Source organism: Leptospira abararensis (genome assembly GCF_016918735.1).
Taxonomy (GTDB): Bacteria; Spirochaetota; Leptospiria; order Leptospirales; family Leptospiraceae; genus Leptospira_A; species Leptospira_A abararensis.
The window spans coordinates 1-20,106 of record NZ_JAFFPR010000017.1; the positions used below are offsets into that span (position 1 = coordinate 1).

Below are 20,106 nucleotides of genomic sequence, written 5' to 3' on the forward strand. Positions count from 1 at the left end.
CTTGCGGAGATGTACGAAATTTGGTGGTTGGCGGAATCATTTTATTATAATTTACACCTTGGTATTGGATTTGCAAGAGGATGGGTGCACCTTCAGGCAAATCTGTTTCAGGAAAACGAAATTTACCCGATTGCGGACCAATTTCTGCTAAAGGAACCATGGCCCCTTGCAAAGCCAACATTCGAATTGAATCTGCCTTACCGAGTCCACCGGTTGTACCATTTTGGATCGTTCCATAAATGGAAAGTTTTTCCGCATAACTTGCGCTTGAGAGAAATAGGAAAATCAATATTGAGAAAAGATGGCTTCGAAACATTTTGATACTTTTTCTCTTTCTTTCGATTCCAATCCAAGTGAAAAAACGGCAGTTTTTAAAAATTTAGAGGCGACAATAGAGGATACTGGACATAATGTTTTAGATAGGAAAGGAAAGCCCGGCTACATGAAGCAACTGAGCGAAATCGTTCACAATTCCTCAAAAGATGAGAGGGATATACTACTAGAATACCAAAATATCGATGTTTCCAAGCTGGAAACCCTCAATGTTTTAGGAATTCCCATCGACAACGTGACTACCGACGAAGCCATCGCTAAACTCTTTCGCGTGCTTGAGAAAAAAGAAGGCATGCACCACGTTTTATTTTTAGATCCCATCAAACTCATGAGGATGCGTCCCAAAAAATCACTCCACCGGATTGCAGAAAAAGCCGGAACCATTCTCGTGGAAGGTGCTGGAATTGGTTGGATGACATCCGGAAGGCTCAAAGAAAGAGTCACTCCTATTGCTGTGATGATGGATCTCATCCGACTAGCAGAACTCAAAGAGTTCACAGCTTTTATCTTTGGGGCAAAAGACGAAATTGTAGAACGAATTTATTTTAACCTAACAAGGCACTTTCCTAAAGTTCGGATCGTAGGAAGACATGCGGGTCATCTGGACAGGCAACGAGAGATGCGAGTCAAAGAAGCCATCCGAAAAACAGGACCCGATATCATCTTCCTTGCCATGGATTTTCCTGACCAAGAAATTTGGATCGAAAACAATACCGGATATTTTGGCAAAGCAGTTGTCATCGGTGTGGGTGGCGCCTTAGATATGCTATCTGGTGCTGACAAAAAAGCCCCAGAATGGTTTAAAGAAAGAGGACTCATTTGGTTTTGGAGGATCATCGCAAGACCTTACCGAATCCAAAGGATGTGGGAAACTTTCTATTTCTTTCTTTTGGGAATCCGCGAACGCTTTCGCAAACATTAATTCGATCTACTTTTTAATTTGAGTCAATCGGTCCAGTGTCGGTGCGAGCCAATCTTCTAACAATGGTTCGCGGTCGAGTTTGGCCCGGGCAAACACCAAATCTTTGTTAGAGTTCGCAATTTCGCTTACCGAACCAATTTTACGCGCTGTTTCCATCGCTTTCCAATAGTATTTGAGGGCATTGATCGTATCTTGTTTTTTCTCATACACAGCTCCAATATTATTGTAGAGGGCAGTTAGAGTTTCATACACTTCTCTATGATCCGAGTTTTCTGTATCGATCCTTCCCAAACTTTGTTCTTTCAGTTCAAAATCATCTTTTAATTTCAGATAGTTGCCAAGGGCAGCATTGTACTGTCTTGTATAGTAAAAGGAATTTCCTTTTCCAAAAAGTAAGGTTGCGTTATTATAAATATCTTCTTCCGGAAGTTCGGCCCAAAAATCCAAACTTTGCGCAAAGTCTCCATGATTATAATCAATCCAACCTAAGTAATAATAACATTCTCTGACAATCTTTGGATCTTTAGAAATATCACGTTCCAGAGCCGCCAAAAATGATTCGCGAGCCATAAAAAGACCATTACGTCTCTCTTTTTCTTCATAAGAAAGAGTTCCAATACTACGTTCTGGATAGATTTTTTTACCAGGGAATTCTCGTATATTGTCTGTTATATTGATTCCAGCTGCTTCCAAAAATTGGATTTTACCTAAGTTAAAAGAAATCCTTCCCGGACTTCCTTCGAGTAAGGTTTCATCCTCATCTCTTTCCCCAAGCCTGTCTCTGTAATTTTGATAACGATCATCCGCTTCCCGAAGGAGTTTTACGGCTTCATCATAGTTTTCTGTTTGGATATAATACTCAGCCATGAGTAAAACCGCTAAGTAGTGGCGGATATCGTAAGTGGACGCCAATTCCAATTGTTTAAGGGCACGCGCCGCTTCTTCTTTTTTGAAATAAAACCGAGCTCTTTGGTAATATCCTTCGGCAAATTTGGAACCACCCTCTTTTCCATAGGCAATGTTTAAAAGGTATTCCACATTATCATCAATCTCCATTCCAGTGACTTGGTCTTCTGGGTTGATGTTGTATTTGATTCTTACTTCTTCAGAATCTAAATCAATATAAAAGGATGCCAATTTTGCCAAAACAAAAAGAGAGAGTTCGTCCTCGATGTTAAGAGCATTCCGAACTTGTCTGTGGTGGTTTAAAACATACTGAGGATTGTTATCTCGTTTCCACATTTCGATATATGTTGACAAAATCCCACCATGACCGATGGCATTTTTTGGATACTTTTCAATGATATCGTTATAGTATTTAACAGCCGTTCCAAACTCTTGTTTGTTATAAAAAATCTTAGCAATGCCTGCGATGGCATCTACATTGTCAGGATCTCCACCATCGGTAAACACTCGTTTGAAGTATTCAATGGCAAGGTGATCGTTTTTATATTTTTTGCGATTACTCCCTGGAGGAACTTCGATGAAGTCCTTTCGGTGAAAGGAGTGAAAAGTTCCAAGCGCAATGTAGGTATCAATGTCATGGACATTGTATTTTAAACGGGATGCAATGTAAGCACCCGCTTTTAATACCCTTCTTGGAACTTTATCCTGAGAAGTAAGATAAAATGCAAGTTCTGAAAGTGGTCGTCGGCCTGCGGTTTCGACTCCCGCATCATTCCATTCTGTTTTTTTCGCAAAACTAATGTTTGGTACTTCTTTTCTATTTTCCCAGGCACGTTTGTGTTCTTTGTCTTCTGGTTCATAACCAAAATCAGGTTCCACTTTCCCAAAACATTTTTCAAAGGCTCTTTCATACTGCCCAGCTTTCGTATAGGCAGTACAATATTTGTTCAAAAACTCTAAGTTATGTGGGAAAATCTCTTCCCCTTTGATAAAATAATTTTCGGCATCAGCGAGGAGTTTTTTCTTCTCGAGAGCATCTGTTTCATAACTAAACTCTTCGATTTTTTCAAGTCCGAGTGCATACTGCGCTTTGGCGCGATAAGGAACAATGACATATTTCCAAAGAGTTACGATTCCAAATACAAGAAATACAGCTGCAGCCGAGGACAAAATTGTTCGACGAACTAACTCTCGTTTGCGGGCGGCACCTTCTTTGGTATACGCATCCCGACTTGCAATGATTGGCACACCATCGGCTGCAAACTTACCAGTGGAGTCACTAAGCTCCACTCTTTCCCCAAGAAGGCCACTTAAATAACTTGCGATGTCTTCTGGTTTTTGTTGTGCCTTAATGAGTTCAATGATTTCTTTTTGATTGCGAACCGGAATCCTTTGGTTCACAATCGTATCAATGATGGTACGACGAAGTTTTGGCGGGTAACGAAGTAATTCAGACTGGATGACAGCCAACTCTTCATCTGTTAGGTTAGCCTCGAGTGACTCTTCTGGTTCGTCTTCTTTGCCAAGAGACATGAGGTCTTCTTCAAAGCCCCCAGGCCCATCAGAACCAAAGTCGTCCATAGTGGAGACTGGCATATCATCAATGGATGGTGCTAAATCGTCAAAAGAAGGAGCTCCTAAGTCATCATCGAGACTTGGTGGTTCCATTCCCACACCCAAGTCACCAAACGGATCATCAAATCCACCACCTACATCCGCGGGTTCATTGTCCCGAGACGGAGCGGACGGACTGTCCATATTTCCGAAAGGATCATCGCCAAAACTTTCTGTGGGCGTTGGGGTAGATCCCATATCGGCAAAAGGATCATCGCCAAAAGATGACTCTCCACTAGATGCAGGTGTGGAAAGATCACCAAACGGATCATCGGCGGTGTCTGCATCGGATGTCGGTGTATCAAATCCACCAAAGGGGTCATCACCAAAACTTTCTGTCGGCGTTGGGGTGGAACCCATATCCGCAAAAGGATCATCACCAGTCGGAGTAGTGTCACCACCTCCCCCAAAATCAAAATCATCCTCAGAAGCAGCAGGAGTTTCTTCTCCCGAATCAAAACCAGCGAACAGGTCTTCGTCGGTTGTGGGAGGAGTATCATCGTCTCCACCCAAATTAGCAAAGGGATCATCACCAATGACAGGGGCTGGTTTTTCCTCTAAAGGAGCTTCATCGACCGCATCTAAATTAGCAAAAGGATCATCTTCATCAGAAGTTTCTCCTGGAGTGTCCATACTTGCGAAGGGGTCTGGTTCGTCAGTTGCGCCTGAATCGGAAGCAAATGGGTCGGTATCTTCTGTATCAGTGGAGGGGGCATCAAAATCAAAATCGTCGGTCGCAGCTGGTGTGGGACTTGGTTTTGGTGAGTCTTCACCAAGTAATTCATCTAAATCAATTCCGTCGTCTTCTTCGGCTTCTCGGTTGGGAAGTTTGGGAGGACCAAAATCATCGTCCTCATCATCAAGAGCTGCAAAAGGATCTCCACCTTCGGCATCACCCGTCCCTTCATTATCAAAATCGTCAAAGGCAGAGCCGGAATCTTCCTCTGTGTCGGCTTCCGGTTCAGAAGGCGTAATGGGGCTTGTATATCCCAGTTTCTCACGTAAAACCTTCGCCATCGGATTCAGTTCTTCCGATGAGAGCGGATTTTTATTGAGAGCCGAAAACATCGTCTCGATTTGTGTGATTTCTTCCGGACTCAATTTGTCTATCGGCTCAGCCATTACGGGTCTATTCCTAATGAATTATCGGCCCCTTCTTAAAATGACAGAATATTTTTTTTATTATGTCAGATGGTTCCGTCGGAAAAAAACCTTTCACTCTCTTTTTTCATTTCTGCCGAAAATTATCTAGAAGGACGCCTTAACGACCACGACTATGATGAAATTCAAATCCATCCGTATCGCCCTATTTTTACTCTTTTTCACAGGAATCGGAATCTTTGCCGAGGAGGGAATGGATTGGATTGGAAGTTTTTCCTCCAAAGAACTAGAGATGTCGGATGAAACCGAAGACCAAGATACGGTCTATTACCTTTGGCAACTAGAAAGTCTCAAAAAAAATATCGCTCCACGTTACATTCGTTATCTTGACGTAGAATCTTACGTATCCTCTGGCAAACTCATTCATAGAGGGATTCTCTTTACCTACAATGGACTCCGAGATGAATCAGTAGAAATCTGTGGAAGTTTTAACAATTGGGATTGTTCCGATATGAAACGAAACCAATACGGAATCTATTATACAGTCGTAGAACCTACACAAATCACAGATACTTACGAAGACGATCCAGTTTATGAATACAAGTTTCGAGTGAACGGTCTCCTTACCTATGATCCCGAAAACTTTGATAAGTTGGAAGATGGATCTGGATCTTACTACTCCCGTTTTATTTTAGAAGGAAAAGATACGGACCGGCAAACAAAAACGATGGTCCTCGAAGATTCCGCAAACGAAGAAAGAGACTTACGAACCGTAAAATTCCAAATCTATTTACCAAATGCCGAAGTAGTTCGAGTGGTGGGGAGTTTTAATGATTGGAATCCAGAACATGATTTTTTGAAAAAAGATAGAAAGGGAGTTTTTACTCTCGAAAAGAAATTACTTCCGGGTGAATACCATTACCAATTCATTGTGGATGGGGACTATATGTTGGATACTTACAATCCAACCACTCATATCAAAGTGGATACTAATGAATCGGTTTCTTCTCTGTTAGTGCCAGAAAGAAATTATGCTTTAGAACGTAAGATGTAAATTGTTAGCTTTGATAACAAAGCAGTTTGATTTTTAATTGAATGGATGGATTCTGATTCTATCATTCAATGCATGAAATACGATTGTGATTCTTAACTTACCTTTCGAGTGTGGCGGTCATCGATCCTTTCGAATTACTCATCCGTGGATCGGGGCCATAGTTTAAAATCCGTTCGTGGACGAATTCAGCGTGTTCCAATTCCCCAGAAAAGACAATGGTTTTTTTGCGAGTGTCCACTTCGACAGCATGTTGGAAGGCTTTTTCCCAAGGCATTTGGCAGACGTCCATTAACATCTCAATCACATATTCGTATGTGTGAAAGTCATCATCCCAAAGTACAACCTTCCAAGGCCCATCATTACGACGGGGCCTCACTTCGGTTTCTTCTAAAATGGATGGTTGGGGAGCTCCGGCACCGGTCATAACCGAAACCAAAACCTTATTTTTTCTTTTTGGAAATAGCGATTTCTGCGTGGGAAACTACATCTTTGGCGCGGAGACCGAAGTAATCAAGTAGACCACTCCAAGTACCCGATTTTCCAAATGTATCTTTCATTCCTACTTTGATGACAGGAACTGGATACTCTTCAGAAAGAAGTTCAGACACAGCAGAACCAAGTCCACCAATAACATTATGTTCTTCACAAGTCACAATCGCCCCGCATTCTTTTGCTTTGGCGATGATGGCTTCTCGATCCAAAGGTTTGATGGTCGCCATATTGAGAAGGCTTGCACTAATTCCTTTTTCTTTGAGAAGACCTACAGCTATCATGGCTTCGTTTACCATAACACCGTTGGCAATGATACAAACATCTTTTCCTTCGGAGATCACTTCCGCTTTTCCAATTTGGAATTTGTAGTTTTCTCTTTCAATCAAAGGAATGGCAGGTCGACCGACCCTAACGTAAACAGGCCCTTTATAGTCCGCAATGGCATGAATGACTTGTTTGGTTTCGTTAAAATCAGAAGGACAAATCACAGTCATTTCTGGAATGACACGCATAATTGCAAAGTCTTCAATACATTGGTGAGACGCACCGTCTTCTCCCACAGTGATTCCACCGTGAGAAGCAACGAGTTTTACGTTTAACTTTGGATATACGACGCTATTACGCACCACTTCCCAAGCTCTACCAGATAAAAACATAGCAAAACTAGAAGCAAAAGGCACAAACCCAGAAAGGGCAAGGCCTGCCGCATGACCAACTAAGTTTTGTTCAGCGACACCAACATTAAAAAATCGTTCCGGGAAATTTTTCTTAAAATCCGCAGTTTTAGTGGAACCAGAAAGATCCGCATCTAAAACTACGATATCTTGCCTGGATGCACCTAACTCAACTAAGGCTTCGCCGTATGCATCTCTTGTTGCTTTTTTGTCCGCAGTGGATTGGCTAGGTGCTCCCATACTTATCCTTTTTTTAAAGCTTCCGCTTTATCAGTTTTTTCCCAAGTAAACGTGTTACCTGTTCTACCAAAGTGGCCATAAGCCGCAGTTTCTTGGTATTTTCTTCCTTTTCCAAGAAGATCCAAACCATCTACAATTCCTTTTGGAGTGAGTTTGAAATTTGCCAATACACGTTTTGAGATTTCTTCGTCAGAAATAGTTCCTGTTCCAAATGTATCGACAAGAACCGATACAGGTTCAGCAACACCGATTGCATAAGCAAGTTGCACTTCACATTTGTGAGCAAGACCAGCTGCCACAACGTTTTTCGCAATATAACGTCCGATATATGCAGCAGAACGATCTACTTTAGATGGATCTTTTCCAGAAAAAGCACCACCACCATGACGACCCATTCCACCGTAAGTATCTACGATGATCTTACGTCCCGTAAGACCTGTGTCACCATGTGGTCCACCGATTTCAAATTTACCTGTAGGGTTGATAAAATAACGAGTGTTCACAAGAAGTTCTTTTGGTATCATTTTTTTGATACATTCTTCGATCACTGCTTCTTCGATTTGTTTGTGAGTCACACCTGGTTTGTGTTGTGTGGAAATAACCACAGTGTCCACTTTCTTTGGTTTTCCATCTTCGTATTGGATGGTTACTTGTGATTTAGCATCAGGACGAAGCCAATCGATTTTGCCAGTATGACGAAGTTCAGATAAATGTTCTAAAAGTTTATGAGAGTAATAAAGTGGAGCAGGCATTAGTTCTGGAGTTTCTGCAATCGCAAAACCAAACATAAGACCTTGGTCTCCTGCTCCTTGTTCTGTATGAAGTCCTTCGCCTTCATTTACCCCTTGGGCAATGTCAGGTGACTGTGCGTGCACGTGAGAGGCAACGACAGCAAAATCAGCATCGAAGTACATATTGATATCGTTATAACCGATTTTACGGATCACGTCACGAGCCACTTCTTGTGTGTCTACTTTTCCTTTACTTGTGATCTCACCGGCAATGACTACGAGATTTGTTGTAACAAGAGTTTCACAAGCCACACGAGATTTTGGATCTTGGGCTAAATAGGCATCGAGAATGGCATCAGAAATTTGGTCGCAGACTTTGTCTGGGTGTCCTTCAGATACGGACTCGGATGTGAAGATATAGTTTTTAAGAGAGGACATATTTTTTACCTTACTTGGTTAAACTTTAGATTTTAGGCGGTACGTCAATAGAATTGTCGGGGTATTGTCCACGCACATAGGATTCCAGGATTTCCGCATTTTTCCCCATGGCAATTTCCAATTTTTTGGCATATTCATCCATTTGGCTCTCCGAAAGGCCTTTGGGAACAAAGAACGGTTCCCCGTATTGGATGAAAAGTTTTGCCCCAAATTTGGGGAAAAAATGCCTGTCCCAACTTTTGAAAGTGTAAGCCCTATCATAACAAGAATGCAAATATAGAATGGGAAATCCTGTGAGAGAGGCCGTCACAATCACACCAGGTTTCACTTCCCGTCTTGGGCCCTTGGGACCATCAACGGTAAAGATAGGAACAGCACCTTGCTTCATCTCTTTTAAGATATTCCGAAAGGCTCCTGTTCCCCCTCTTGTGGAAGATCCGCGAACCGAACGCAAGCTTGAGCGAGCAAAGGTTTGGTGGATGATCTCTCCATCTTTGGATTGGGAAACAAGGGCTACCATATCCGCTTTTTTCTTTCGTTTCAAATACTGGGTGGCATGTCTGTAGAGGGAGAGTGTGGTTTCATGAAAAACCGCGATGATATAACCAGAACCTTTTTCAATTACCTTGGCACTTTCAGCAGGAATGATGAATTTTTGGTTTCGCACAAATAAGTACCAAACTCGGACAATAAAGTGAACCACCCAACTGAGGATGATGTATTTGGTTTTGGAATAGGGTTTTTGTTTGTTATCTGGAATCAAAAAGAATGGTCCTTACCGATTTCCCAAAGGACATCGTTTTCGTAGACTTTCACTGTAGGTGTGGCACCTGGCTCTGGTTTGTTATGTAACAAAGAATGAATCATAGATTTAGCAACATACTCACCAGGAATTGGTTTGTATTTTTTGAGTCCAAGAAGGCCAAAAGGAATGAGATTGCCAAGAAACTCTCCCACCTTCTCCCCGACTCGCACTTCTTCTCTTTCTCCGATCAGTAGAGATGGCCTGAAAATTCCTAAAAAAGGAAATTCTAACTTACGAAGTTCCGTTTCAAGTTCCCCTTTCACTCGATTATAAAAAATAGAAGAGTTTTGATCTGATCCCATCGCCGTAATGATATAAAAACCAGGAACATTTTTTTCCTTTGCTTGTTTTGCAGCGAGTAAGGGATATTCGTAATCAATTTCTTTGAATTTTTCCTGACTTCCTGCTTTGTTAATGGTTGTACCCAAACAACAAAAAACAGCATCGATCCCTTCGGGAATGGAAACCTTTCCTGATTGAAAGTCCTCCCACTTTACTTGTACCACTTCAATAGGGACATTGGGATTGGAGGTAGATGGGGAATTTCTTGCCCAAACAATCACCTTTTTAATTTGTGGATAAAAAACAAGAGAGAGTAACACTTGTTTACCGATAAGTCCGGTTCCACCAAGGAGTAATATTTTCATTTGATCTCCAAACTACGTGCTAGCATTGAATCTGTAAGATTAAGTCTTTCCTGAAATTGGATTCCCGCAATATAATAAATCACATTTTTAAGTTTAGACGTTTGGGTCCACATTACGGTTCCTTCAAAGAACATTCGTTTGGTGCCTTTTGCCCAAACGATACTTCCCAAAACTTGGGACTCAATTTCATCGCTGAGTAAGTCATCCTCACCCAAAAAACAAAGGCCTTCTTCCGAAATATTCCCTAACTTTCCAAATAGAGTAATCCCTTCCAAATCCAATTGGACCTCAAATTCAGAAAAGTCACCGGGGGATATTCTTGGAAGCCTTCGCTCACTTTCCATAGCAACAACGTACAAGGATTCCTATTATTGGAAACGAAAAAAGCAAATTAGAACTGAAAGTAAATGAACGGAACGGAATTTTCTGGTGTAGCTAAATTTAAGACAAGAAATAGAATCGGATAGAGGGCAAACTCCAAACTAGCCGGGATTTTTTTACCTTTCCCCTTCTCAAAGATAAAATAACCGATGATATGGCCTAAATAAAGGAAGATTAGGATCCAAAGGAAGTCCTTCCACATATAGGGCCGGATTTGTCCCGCCTGGAAGGTAAAGATCCCTCGGATGTGAATCCAAGCATTTTCCCAAGTAAGGGAACGAAAAAAAACTGCCCCTAAAAAGAAAATGGAGCTATTGAGAATATTCTGAAAGAGCCAAAGAGGAACCTGATACCAATGTTCTGTTTCCATATTGTCTTTTTTGTCCGGAAACCACTCCTTCCAAACCTCTTCCAAAACATAAAAAATACCATTAAGGGATCCCCAAAAAACAAAAGTCCATTGGGCCCCGTGCCAAACCCCACTCACAAACATGGTAAACCAAAGATTAAACTTTCGCCTTACTGATGTTACTCTACTTCCCCCCATAGGAATATAAATATAATCACGTAACCAGGAATTGAGTGTCATATGCCACCGGCGCCAAAAACCGGAAACGGAGGTGGCAAGGAAAGGTAAGTTAAAGTTCGTTGGCAGTTTGTAACCAAGTAACATGGCACTTCCAATGGCCATATCCGAATAACCGCTAAAATCTAAATATACCTGGATTCCACCAAGAGCTGCTGCAATTAACAAAGCATAGGCGTGGTGACCAGCAGGGTCAGCATAAATGGCATCAATCGTTGGCGCCACCATATCAGATAAGACTGCTTTTTTGAAATAACCCAACATAAAAAATCGAATCGCAACTCGAAACTCAATATCTTCCAATTTCTTGGGACTGTACAACTGCGGCATAAAGGTCCTTGCTGTCACAATGGGGCCTGCAACCAGTTGGGGAAAAAAACTCACAAATAAGGCAAACCGAATGAAGTCTTTTTCAGCTGGGATTTCTTTTCTATAAACATCGATGGTATAGGACAAAGATTGGAATGTAAAAAAGGAAATTCCTGCGGGAAGAATGATTTTGAGAACAGGAAGTGCATCTGCACCAAACATTGGATTGGTGACTGTATTGATAGAAGTCACAAGAAAATTATAGTATTTAAAAAAGCCCAATATAAAAACTAGATTGGTAACCAAACTAAAAAGTAGGAGATAGTATCTGACTTTGTCTCTGGTTTCTGTGCTAAGTTTAAGTCCTACATAATAGTCAATAGCAGTGGAGAGTAGGATGAGCGCGCCAAAACGATAATCCCAAGACATGTAAAAGAAATAACTACTAATCAGTAGGAAAACATGTAAGATTCGTGTTTCTCTAGATTGATTCGAGAAAATGGATGGGAATACGTACCAAACCGTAAAAAAAACAAATAGAAAGAAGACAAAATATTCAAAATCGGAAAAGATCAATGGGGTTTGCCTTCTATTCAGACCAGGCTCTTTGAAAAAATATGTCTGTCAATCATTTCGGCTTGCAGATAGTCGCGGAATCGCCTATGATATAGCTCTAGTTTTTTAGCTAAGAACTAAGAGGTAAAAATGAAAAAAATATTAAAAACAGCTCTCGTGGGACTTTTATCCTTCGGCTTATTGTCAAATTGTTTTGGAAAATTTGGTGCGGTCAAAGCAGTATACTCCTTTAACGGAAATATCCAAATTGGTTCTGGCAAACTCGCAGGTTTCTTTCGTTCCCTTTTGATGATCTTCCCACTATACATTGCTTATGGAATTGGAAGTTTTTTAGACATCTTTGTCTTCAACCTAATTGAGTTCTGGACTGATAGAAATCCAATTGCATTGTCTGAATATGACTTTGATGGAAAGTTAGTTAAAGAATACAAACAAGATGGACAAACCATCACTCTTACTTATTCAGATTGGGGTAAAGTGTTAAAACTAGAATCACCAACTCAAAAAGGAATAGAGCCTATTTACTTCCTAAAAGAAAAACCAGAAAAAGCATTCCGTATGATCAATGGAAAGTATGTGGAAATCCTCCAAACTAGTGGACCAATCCTCCCACCAGCTGACATAAAACATATCTAACTCCTACATTGCCCCTAATTTTAGGGGCAATCTCTGGCCGATACTTAAAACATATGAACCGCTTGTACGTAATTCCCTTCCTGTTACTCCTCTCATTCGGATGCGAAACTCCGCAACAGGTAATCACCCCTACGTTTCCCACACATTCAGAACAAATCAATCTCAACCGTATCAAAATGATTACAAAATCGGAAGCAGTCCATACTGAATCCAAGGACGGTAAAAAACCTTTGGCACAAGAACCTGGTGTCAGCGTAGAGTATTCGGAAAATAAAATTCCATTCATCCAATTGGATCTTTTTTTTGAAGATGCTGGAATTAGCATTATAGAAGAAATCATTGCAGGAACTATTTTAGATCATCATATCATTGTATTAAATCAAAAGGGTGAAATCATCGCCAAACAACCTGTAAACTTCCAAGCCTATGAAATTTTAGAAACTAAAACAGAAGTCATGCGAAACAAAGTCATTGTTGGTGAATCCAAAAAACCGGTAAAAGTAAATAGCACCTCCCCAGAAACAAAAATCTCACGTGAAGCCATTGAAAGACAATACACCGACAGAGACACAGTCCCACAAGTATTGGAGATTCAAGATGGAAAAGTACCAAACCCAGGTGAATATATAAACATCTACTTAGAACTCAGCTTCGTAAACCCTCATTTAGAACCCAATTGCGAATCTTATGGAGGAAATTGCAACGCCGCCAAACAAAGATTTTTCGAAGATGTCACTGCACGAAACCGCAGAGAACTAGATATTTTACGCAATCGTTATGTGGATGGGGAAGTCGCCCAATTTCCTAACCTAACACAAGCGGAACAATTGGACTACAAAACAAACATCAAATCCAAAATTGAAACCACGAACGGAGTGTTTGGACCAAAACATGGATTTACAAAGTTTATGTTTAGAGAATGGAACTTGGTTTCTTCTCCTAGATACTTTCGCATTTTGTCTGTAAATAAAAATGGAAAACAATCATTACAGGAAGATCGTAATGATGAGAAAAAACTAACGGACGAATCACAGGAAAAGTCGAAAGCAGATGACAATGATTCGCATTCTATATTTGATTCCCCAACCCATTCGAAACACAAAAAAAGAAGTATTCCCACCCCTTAACCACAAATAGCGGGTGCAGAAAATCAAAACACCCGCCATGGAATTCTTAAGCGACCTTTTCCTCTTTCTTGCGAATACTATCAAAACGAACGGTAGAAGCGATCACTCGGAATTTGGATTTGTTTTCTCCCTCCGAAGTTTTCCAACGGTTCTGTTTTAAGTTTCCCATCACAGTGACTTTGCTACCTTTCCTTAAGTATTCTACACAGTTTTCACCCAGTTTTTCCCAAGCTTCTACCTCGAAGAAAGAAACTTCTTCCTTGTCTTTCCCTTCTTGGTTGTTGGACGTGTGGTTGACAGCAACTGTGAAATTGGCCAAAGTTTTACCTCCAGCAATTGTTTTTTCCTCTGGATCAGCGGTTAGATTCCCGTCCAGAATGATGTACGATAGATTTTTCATTTGAGTATCCTTTTATCAATTTTGATGGCCTTCAAAAAAACTGGTTCGTTTTTGATGTGATTGGTTCTAAAAAAAAAAGGTTCCAACTAATTTTATAAAATCCAGATTCCCACTTACATTTCGGATAGACAATCCTATAGAAGCAGTGGAAAATTTCCTGGTGGGACTTCCCGATTCCGAGATACTTCATTTAGTAACATCCATTAGTCGAGAGTTGGTATGTTTGCATGAAGCTGACGGTACCTATATTTATGTGAGCCCCAACTCGGAAAAAATCATTGGGTATAAATCCGAGGAACTGGTTGGCAAAAATCCTTACGATTTTTTTCACCCGGATGAACGAAGGTTGATCCAAGAAAGGTCTCACCAACCCCTTCTCCGTGGAGAAGAAAATATCCATTCCACTTTTCGTTTTTTGCACAAAAACGGAACCTATATATGGCTGCAGTCTGACAATCGTTTGACGATACATCCAACCACTGGACAAAAATATTTACATACATCCTCTCGAGATATCTCAGAAAAAATAGATACTGAGGCAAATCTAGCACTAGCAGAACGCAGGTTCAAAACACTATTCCATGATTCACCGATTGGCCTAGTACTCACAGGAAAACAAGGTTACATAGATGAAACAAATGATGCCTTTGCCAATTTTTTGGGTTATAAAAGTTACGAAATAGTAGGAAAACATTTTTCCGAAATCAGTGCTGGGGAAGAACTCGAAGAAAATTTTAAATATAGAGACGAAGTTCAAAAAGGAATCATCGATAACTATTCAATCGAAAAACAATACCTTCACAAATCGGGAAAAAAAGTTTGGGCCTATATCACTGTCACTGTTCTTCGCGATGAATTAGGTCATCCCATTCACTACCTTGCACAAATCATCGACATTAATGAAAGAAAAAAATCAGAAACTCTTCTTCTGGAAAATAATGATCGTTTAAGAGCCACAACCAATTCCCTTTTAACCCAAAACAAACAGCTGCAAGCCTACAACCAAATCATCTCCCATCATTTGCGGGCACCTGTGAGCAATCTAAGAAGTCTTCTGGATTTGATGAAAGAGACAAAAAAACTAGTAGATATTAGAGAAATCGAAGGTCATTTAGAAGAGGTTACAGAAACTCTCGAAACTGTTTTATCGGAACTCATTAGCACATTAAAAATTCAAAATTCCGACCATTACAAACCGGAGTCGGTGGCGATTGATCAATCATTTTCGAATGTGATCGAGCTTATGGAAGGGGAATTGGAAGAAAAAAAGGTGGAAATCCAATCTGATTTTTCTGGAGGGAAAACCATTTTCTTTTCCAAAGAATTCCTAGAGACCATTTTCCTACATTTACTAAACAATTCCCTTCGTTATGCCCAGCCGGACCGAAAACTGCGAATTTCCGTCGAATCCTTTCAAATCGGCTCACAAACCACGATTTCCTTTTCTGACAATGGAATGGGAATCGATTTGGAACGATACGGTGATCAAATTTTTCAGCTTAGGAAGACTTTTCATCGTCACATCAGTGGTAAGGGACTCGGATTGTTTTTGATTAAATACAAAATGGAATCAATTGGTGGAAGGATTGAAGTGCGCTCCAAACCAGGAGAGGGTGCCACTTTCCTTTTATACTTTCCAGAAGGGAGTGAAACCAAATGACTCTAAAGATCTGCGTCATCGACGATGACAAAATTTACCAATTCACTACCAAAAAAATCATCTCCAATGCAGGAATCAAAGGGGAGGTACTCGTGTTTTCCGATGCGGAAAACGCACTCGAGTTCTTTCATCAGGAATTTCAAAACAAAGAGCTACTTCCCGATATCATCTTTCTCGATATCAATATGCCTTTTATGGACGGCTGGCAATTTTTAGATGCCTTTGGAAAGATCTTTCCTAATTTTCCCAAAAGTATCAAAGTCTTTCTTGTTAGTTCTTCTGTGGATGAAGCAGATACAGACCGTGCTGCAAAAATTCCGCTCATCTCTGGATATATTTTCAAACCATTCACAAAAGAAAAACTTTTGGAATCTTTGTCTCACATCCAATCTTAGCTTGTCATCTTATTGCTTTGGATATAGAAATGGACGCACCCCATATGGATCAGCTACTTACTTGGATTGAAACCTATCCCTTAACTTCCTCTCTGATTGGATTGTTGTTGTTTCTTGTCTTAGTTTTCCTAAGAGACATCACTCAAAAAACGCACACGATTCAGAGAAACTTTCCCATCGTCGGACGGCTCCGCTATTTTTTGGAAATGATTGGACCGGAACTCAGGCAATATTGGGTTGCCCATGATAAGGAAGAACGTCCCTTTGATCGAACCGAAAGAAGTTGGATTTATGCAACTGCCAAAGGACAAAACAGTAATTTTGGATTTGGAACAACAGAAATCCAATACGAACCTGGATATCCCATTATCAAACACAAAGCTTTTCCTTATCCAGAAGCAAAAGCATACATCCATAACAAAGATGTTAGTTGTATCCCTTGTTTAAAAGTCATTGGGACAAAACGAAAATTTCCTTATAGGCCCTATTCCATTGTGAATATCTCTGCGATGTCCTTTGGGTCTCTTGGAAAAAATGCAATCATGGCACTCAACAGAGGTGCTAGAGATTCCGGCGCCTATCACAATACAGGCGAAGGTGGTCTTAGCAATTACCATAAGGAAGGAGCTGACATGGTTTGGCAAATTGGCACTGGGTACTTTGGTGCCAGAGACCATTCTGGAAAATTTAGTTTGGATGTCTTAAAAGAGAAAGTGGGAAATAATCCATGTATCAAGATGATTGAAATTAAATTATCACAGGGCGCCAAACCGGGAAAAGGTGGGATTCTTCCTGCAAAAAAAGTAAATGCTGAAATTGCGTCCATCCGCCATGTCGAAGAAGGAAAAGATTGTATTTCTCCTAACTCCCACAGTGAGTTTACGAACGTAAAAGAACTCATCCAATTCATAGAAAAAATTGCGAACGGTACTGGACTTCCAGTGGGAATCAAAAGTGCTGTTGGTGAAATTGAATTTTGGGAAGAACTCGCACGTGAGATGAAACAAAGTTCAGAAGGACCCGACTTCATCACGATTGATGGAGGGGAAGGGGGAACGGGGGCAGCCCCGCTTACCTATGCCGACCATGTTTCCTTACCTTTCAAAATTGGATTCCAAAGAGTCTACACTCTCTTTCAGAGTCAGGGTTTGTCCGAACAAATTGTATGGATTGGTTCCGGAAAATTAGGATTTCCTGATCGAGCCGTGGTTGCGATTGCCATGGGTTGTGATCTCATCAATGTGGCTAGAGAAGCCATGTTATCCATTGGTTGCATCCAAGCACAAAAATGCCATACGGACCATTGTCCGGCCGGTGTTGCCACTCAGAATTGGTGGTTACAACGCGGTGTGGATCCAGAGATCAAAGGAAAACGTGCAGCCAAGTACATCCAAGGGTTTCGAAAAGAACTTCTGAGTTTAGCACATTCTTGTGGATACGAACACCCAGGACAATTCACAGGCCAAGACATAGAAATCAGCATGGGGATGAACCGCTACCAGACCTTAGAAGGACTACTCGGTTACAAACGAGACGAAGTCAAATTTACAAAACTTCAGGACTATACGGTATTTCCGAAAAGACAAGCCTAAATGAAAAAACTCTTTCTTATCTTCCTATTATTCCACCTCAGTTGTCTCTCTGAGGATAGGAATGTAAAAGCAGAAATAAAGAAAGGGTATTTAGATCTTAGCCAACATTCTTTTACAGACCAACCGTTTGTGGCATTGAATGGGGAATGGAAATTTTTCTGGAATACAGCTCCTTTCCAAATACAAGAAACAGATTCTGATTTGTTTCTGAATCTTCCTAAACATTGGAACGGATATAAAATGGATTATGGTTCTCTTGGTGGCTTTGGACATGCCAGTTTCAGAATCAAATTAAAACTTGCGGAAAATCTTCAAGAAACCATGGCACTCACAGTGTTAGAACAGGACACTTCGTATGCTATTTATGTTAATGGAAAGTATTTAGGTGGATCAGGAAAACCAGGAACCAATCCAAACGAATACACTCCGCAAGTGAAATCCACTCTTGTTGTTTTACCGCAAACACCTGAAATCACCATTGATCTCTATGTTGCCAATTACGTACATAGGAAGGGTGGAATTTGGAATGATATTGTACTTTCCACGCACACAAAAGCTGAAAGCCGACTCACCAAACGAAAGATCAACGAAACCATGTTGTCCTCGGTCCTAAGTTTTGTGGGATTTTTCTTTTTTGTGATGTATTTTTATAATCGGGACGGTAAACACACAATCGGAATCTTTTTATTTTCCTTAGCTGTCTTACTTAGAACTATTTCTACGGGAGAACGAATTTTAATAGAATTTATTGATGTTCCTTACTGGTTTCTATTACGTTTGGAATACCTCTCTTGGTACTGGTCGGCACCACTACTCTATCATTATTTTTATACAATTTTTCCTGAAGACTTCTCCAAACGAATGGGAACTTTCTTTTATACTCTTTCGTCGGTATTAACCGTTGGTCTTTTATTACCCCCCGTTTATTTTACAGAGACTGCATCAATCTACCCGATCGCCTTTGTTGCCAATGGAATTATAATATTTATTTATTTGTACCGTGCTTACCAAAAGAAACGTATGGAGTCCAAACCATTATTATTGGGAATGCTTTTGGTCCTTGCTGCAGCCACCAATGATGTCTTACATGCAGAATCTTACATCCATACAACCTATATAGCTCCTGCAAGCGTTGTAATCTTTGTTTTTTTACAAGTTATGACCTTTGGACGGATTGTTCGCCAAACCATGACAAAAACTCTGGAGTTTGCACAGGAACAAAAACAACTCAGTAATTCCTTCAGTCGTTTTGTTCCCACAGAATTTTTATACCACTTAGGCAAAACCGATATCCGTTCCGTGGATCTAGGGGATCAGGTTCAAAAAAGAATGACCATACTCTTTGCTGACATCAGATCCTTTACTGAATTTTCAGAAACCCTCACTCCTAAAGAAAACTTCGATTTTTTGAACAGTTACCTACAAAGAGTAGGCCCTATCATTAGGCATAACAATGGATTCATCGATAAATTCATTGGTGATGCTGTGATGGCCTTATTTCCTTACGATATCAATGATGCTGTCAAAGCAGCAGTCGAAATGCAAGATGCCATTCGGATTTATAATGGTCATAGAGCCAATTGCGGTTATATTCCCATCGAAGTGGGAATTGGAATTCATACAGGAAATCTCACCTTAGGAATCTTAGGTGAACACAAACGAATGGAAGGAACCGTCATCTCAGATGCCGTCAACTTAGCCTCTCGAATTGAAGGGATCACTAAACTCTTCTCTTCTCGTATTGTAATCAGTGCGGATACTTTTATTGAAGCTTCTGAAGGATTAGGATACCACTACCGACTTCTCGACCGAGTGGCAATCAAAGGCAAAACAGAATCTGTATTTGTTGTGGAAGTTTTAGATGGATACGAACCAGAAAAAGCATCTAGACTGATTTCTACTAAAGATGATTATACTTTAGCATTGGATGCATTTCGACGAGACGATTTTGAAGAAGCTATAGATGGATTCTCTAAGTTATTGGACAAAAACCCCGATGATTCTGTCTCGAGGTTGTTTTTAGATCGCTGTAGAGAAGCAAAAGAAAGATCAAAAATGGAATTTGGGAGTTAACTCAATTTACTAAAATTGGTTCCGTTTTTGTTTTAAGTGGTAACCAATTCCCAAAACAAATCCAAATCCTAAAACCCCGAGCGCCAAATAAGGCTCGGAAAAACAAACAGAACCACAAGCAACAATCCCAAGAACAAGAGCCACTGTTGGTAACACGGGATACAGCGGAGCTTTGTAAGGTCTTGGCATTTCTGGTTCTTTTTTCCGCAAAACAAAATAAGAAACAAGACTTAAAAGATACATCCCACAGGCACCTAATGCGGATATGGTGATAAGTTCTGCTGTGTCCAAAAAACACATACAGAAAATACCCAAAACGCCGCCACTAATCACCGCATTTTGCGGAACCAAAGAACCATAACTCAGTTTAGAAAGATAGGTTGGTAAATATCCTTCTTTCGACATGGCGTAAAT

General features: G+C 40.5%; 18 protein-coding genes and 1 pseudogene. 8 read left to right on the forward strand and 11 right to left on the reverse strand.

Features of this window, described 5'->3' with window-relative positions; genetic code table 11:
- Nucleotides 1-316: pseudogene (locus JWG40_RS04735) on the reverse strand (hypothetical protein); the annotation flags it as partial.
- Between the two features lie 126 nt (nt 317-442).
- Here JWG40_RS04735 and JWG40_RS04740 point away from each other — a divergent pair.
- On the forward strand, nt 443-1,255 hold the full coding sequence (locus JWG40_RS04740; protein WP_039926958.1) for a WecB/TagA/CpsF family glycosyltransferase: 813 nt from the start codon (nt 443-445) through the stop codon (nt 1,253-1,255).
- Between the two features lie 6 nt (nt 1,256-1,261).
- Here the strand turns inward: JWG40_RS04740 and JWG40_RS04745 are convergent, their stop codons facing one another.
- Nucleotides 1,262-4,897, reverse strand: a complete 3,636-nt coding sequence (locus JWG40_RS04745) for a tetratricopeptide repeat protein (RefSeq protein ID WP_205284714.1) — start codon at nt 4,895-4,897, stop codon at nt 1,262-1,264.
- A 154-nt stretch (nt 4,898-5,051) separates the two neighbouring features.
- On the opposite strand from JWG40_RS04745, the gene JWG40_RS04750 reads away from it, so the two are divergent.
- A complete protein-coding gene (locus tag JWG40_RS04750) occupies nt 5,052-5,930 on the forward strand; it encodes a glycogen-binding domain-containing protein (RefSeq protein WP_232369177.1) in 879 nt (292 codons plus the stop codon).
- Between the two features lie 97 nt (nt 5,931-6,027).
- Here the strand turns inward: JWG40_RS04750 and JWG40_RS04755 are convergent, their stop codons facing one another.
- Genes JWG40_RS04755 through JWG40_RS04785 form a run of 7 tightly spaced genes read right to left on the reverse strand, consistent with a single transcriptional unit; the run spans nt 6,028 to nt 11,809 of the window.
- Nucleotides 6,028-6,354, reverse strand: a complete 327-nt coding sequence (locus tag JWG40_RS04755) for an ATP-dependent Clp protease adaptor ClpS (protein WP_205284729.1) — start codon at nt 6,352-6,354, stop codon at nt 6,028-6,030.
- A gap of 16 nt (nt 6,355-6,370) precedes the next feature.
- On the reverse strand, nt 6,371-7,336 hold the full coding sequence (locus JWG40_RS04760) for a transketolase family protein (protein ID WP_205284715.1): 966 nt from the start codon (nt 7,334-7,336) through the stop codon (nt 6,371-6,373).
- Between the two features lie 2 nt (nt 7,337-7,338).
- Nucleotides 7,339-8,505, reverse strand: coding sequence for a methionine adenosyltransferase (gene metK, locus JWG40_RS04765; protein ID WP_205284716.1), 1,167 nt, complete (start codon nt 8,503-8,505; stop codon nt 7,339-7,341).
- Nucleotides 8,506-8,530: 25 nt separating this feature from the next.
- Nucleotides 8,531-9,268: a lysophospholipid acyltransferase family protein gene (locus JWG40_RS04770; RefSeq protein ID WP_205284717.1), complete on the reverse strand. Its 738-nt coding sequence runs from the start codon at nt 9,266-9,268 to the stop codon at nt 8,531-8,533.
- Nucleotides 9,265-9,957 carry an NAD-dependent epimerase/dehydratase family protein gene (locus JWG40_RS04775; protein WP_205284718.1) on the reverse strand — a complete coding sequence of 231 codons (693 nt, stop codon included), beginning with the start codon at nt 9,955-9,957 and terminating at the stop codon, nt 9,265-9,267. The genes JWG40_RS04770 and JWG40_RS04775 overlap by 4 nt, the downstream gene beginning before the upstream one ends.
- A complete protein-coding gene (locus tag JWG40_RS04780; protein ID WP_232369178.1) occupies nt 9,954-10,301 on the reverse strand; it encodes a PilZ domain-containing protein in 348 nt (115 codons plus the stop codon). The genes JWG40_RS04775 and JWG40_RS04780 overlap by 4 nt, the downstream gene beginning before the upstream one ends.
- A gap of 47 nt (nt 10,302-10,348) precedes the next feature.
- Complete coding sequence (locus JWG40_RS04785) at nt 10,349-11,809, reverse strand: MBOAT family O-acyltransferase (RefSeq protein WP_205284720.1); 1,461 nt, start codon at nt 11,807-11,809, stop codon at nt 10,349-10,351.
- A 129-nt stretch (nt 11,810-11,938) separates the two neighbouring features.
- On the opposite strand from JWG40_RS04785, the gene JWG40_RS04790 reads away from it, so the two are divergent.
- Nucleotides 11,939-12,445: a DUF3332 family protein gene (locus tag JWG40_RS04790; RefSeq protein WP_205284721.1), complete on the forward strand. Its 507-nt coding sequence runs from the start codon at nt 11,939-11,941 to the stop codon at nt 12,443-12,445.
- 53 nt (nt 12,446-12,498) lie between these two features.
- The gene (locus tag JWG40_RS04795; RefSeq protein ID WP_205284722.1) at nt 12,499-13,572 is read left to right on the forward strand and encodes a hypothetical protein; all 1,074 of its coding nucleotides are present in this window, start codon (nt 12,499-12,501) and stop codon (nt 13,570-13,572) included.
- 46 nt (nt 13,573-13,618) lie between these two features.
- On the opposite strand, the gene JWG40_RS04800 is transcribed toward JWG40_RS04795, so the two are convergent.
- Entirely contained in the window at nt 13,619-13,972 is a 354-nt protein-coding gene (locus JWG40_RS04800) for a single-stranded DNA-binding protein (protein WP_205284723.1), read from the reverse strand.
- 136 nt (nt 13,973-14,108) lie between these two features.
- Between JWG40_RS04800 and JWG40_RS04805 the strand changes: the two genes are divergently transcribed.
- The 4 genes from JWG40_RS04805 to JWG40_RS04820 are packed head-to-tail and all read left to right on the forward strand — an operon-like array spanning nt 14,109 to nt 19,692.
- Nucleotides 14,109-15,632, forward strand: a complete 1,524-nt coding sequence (locus JWG40_RS04805; protein ID WP_408611484.1) for a PAS domain S-box protein — start codon at nt 14,109-14,111, stop codon at nt 15,630-15,632.
- Complete coding sequence (locus tag JWG40_RS04810; RefSeq protein WP_205284724.1) at nt 15,629-16,027, forward strand: response regulator; 399 nt, start codon at nt 15,629-15,631, stop codon at nt 16,025-16,027. The genes JWG40_RS04805 and JWG40_RS04810 overlap by 4 nt, the downstream gene beginning before the upstream one ends.
- 29 nt (nt 16,028-16,056) lie before the next feature.
- Nucleotides 16,057-17,619: an FMN-binding glutamate synthase family protein gene (locus JWG40_RS04815; protein WP_205284725.1), complete on the forward strand. Its 1,563-nt coding sequence runs from the start codon at nt 16,057-16,059 to the stop codon at nt 17,617-17,619.
- On the forward strand, nt 17,620-19,692 hold the full coding sequence (locus JWG40_RS04820) for an adenylate/guanylate cyclase domain-containing protein (protein WP_205284726.1): 2,073 nt from the start codon (nt 17,620-17,622) through the stop codon (nt 19,690-19,692).
- Nucleotides 19,693-19,701: 9 nt separating this feature from the next.
- On the opposite strand, the gene JWG40_RS04825 is transcribed toward JWG40_RS04820, so the two are convergent.
- Nucleotides 19,702-20,106: amino acid permease (locus tag JWG40_RS04825; protein WP_205284727.1), on the reverse strand; the 405-nt coding region annotated here is incomplete at its 5' end.

What these genes read in the sequence shown, in the direction of transcription:
- JWG40_RS04740 (WP_039926958.1), top strand. Translation starts at nt 443, where the DNA reads ATGAAGCAACTGAGCGAAATCGTTCACAATTCCTCAAAAGATGAGAGG.
- JWG40_RS04745 (WP_205284714.1), bottom strand. Translation starts at nt 4,897, where the DNA reads ATGGCTGAGCCGATAGACAAATTGAGTCCGGAAGAAATCACACAAATC.
- JWG40_RS04750 (WP_232369177.1), top strand. Translation starts at nt 5,052, where the DNA reads ATGATGAAATTCAAATCCATCCGTATCGCCCTATTTTTACTCTTTTTC.
- JWG40_RS04755 (WP_205284729.1), bottom strand. Translation starts at nt 6,354, where the DNA reads ATGACCGGTGCCGGAGCTCCCCAACCATCCATTTTAGAAGAAACCGAA.
- JWG40_RS04760 (WP_205284715.1), bottom strand. Translation starts at nt 7,336, where the DNA reads ATGGGAGCACCTAGCCAATCCACTGCGGACAAAAAAGCAACAAGAGAT.
- metK (WP_205284716.1), bottom strand. Translation starts at nt 8,505, where the DNA reads ATGTCCTCTCTTAAAAACTATATCTTCACATCCGAGTCCGTATCTGAA.
- JWG40_RS04775 (WP_205284718.1), bottom strand. Translation starts at nt 9,957, where the DNA reads ATGAAAATATTACTCCTTGGTGGAACCGGACTTATCGGTAAACAAGTG.
- JWG40_RS04780 (WP_232369178.1), bottom strand. Translation starts at nt 10,301, where the DNA reads ATGGAAAGTGAGCGAAGGCTTCCAAGAATATCCCCCGGTGACTTTTCT.
- JWG40_RS04790 (WP_205284721.1), top strand. Translation starts at nt 11,939, where the DNA reads ATGAAAAAAATATTAAAAACAGCTCTCGTGGGACTTTTATCCTTCGGC.
- JWG40_RS04795 (WP_205284722.1), top strand. Translation starts at nt 12,499, where the DNA reads ATGAACCGCTTGTACGTAATTCCCTTCCTGTTACTCCTCTCATTCGGA.
- JWG40_RS04800 (WP_205284723.1), bottom strand. Translation starts at nt 13,972, where the DNA reads ATGAAAAATCTATCGTACATCATTCTGGACGGGAATCTAACCGCTGAT.
- JWG40_RS04810 (WP_205284724.1), top strand. Translation starts at nt 15,629, where the DNA reads ATGACTCTAAAGATCTGCGTCATCGACGATGACAAAATTTACCAATTC.
- JWG40_RS04815 (WP_205284725.1), top strand. Translation starts at nt 16,057, where the DNA reads ATGGACGCACCCCATATGGATCAGCTACTTACTTGGATTGAAACCTAT.
- JWG40_RS04820 (WP_205284726.1), top strand. Translation starts at nt 17,620, where the DNA reads ATGAAAAAACTCTTTCTTATCTTCCTATTATTCCACCTCAGTTGTCTC.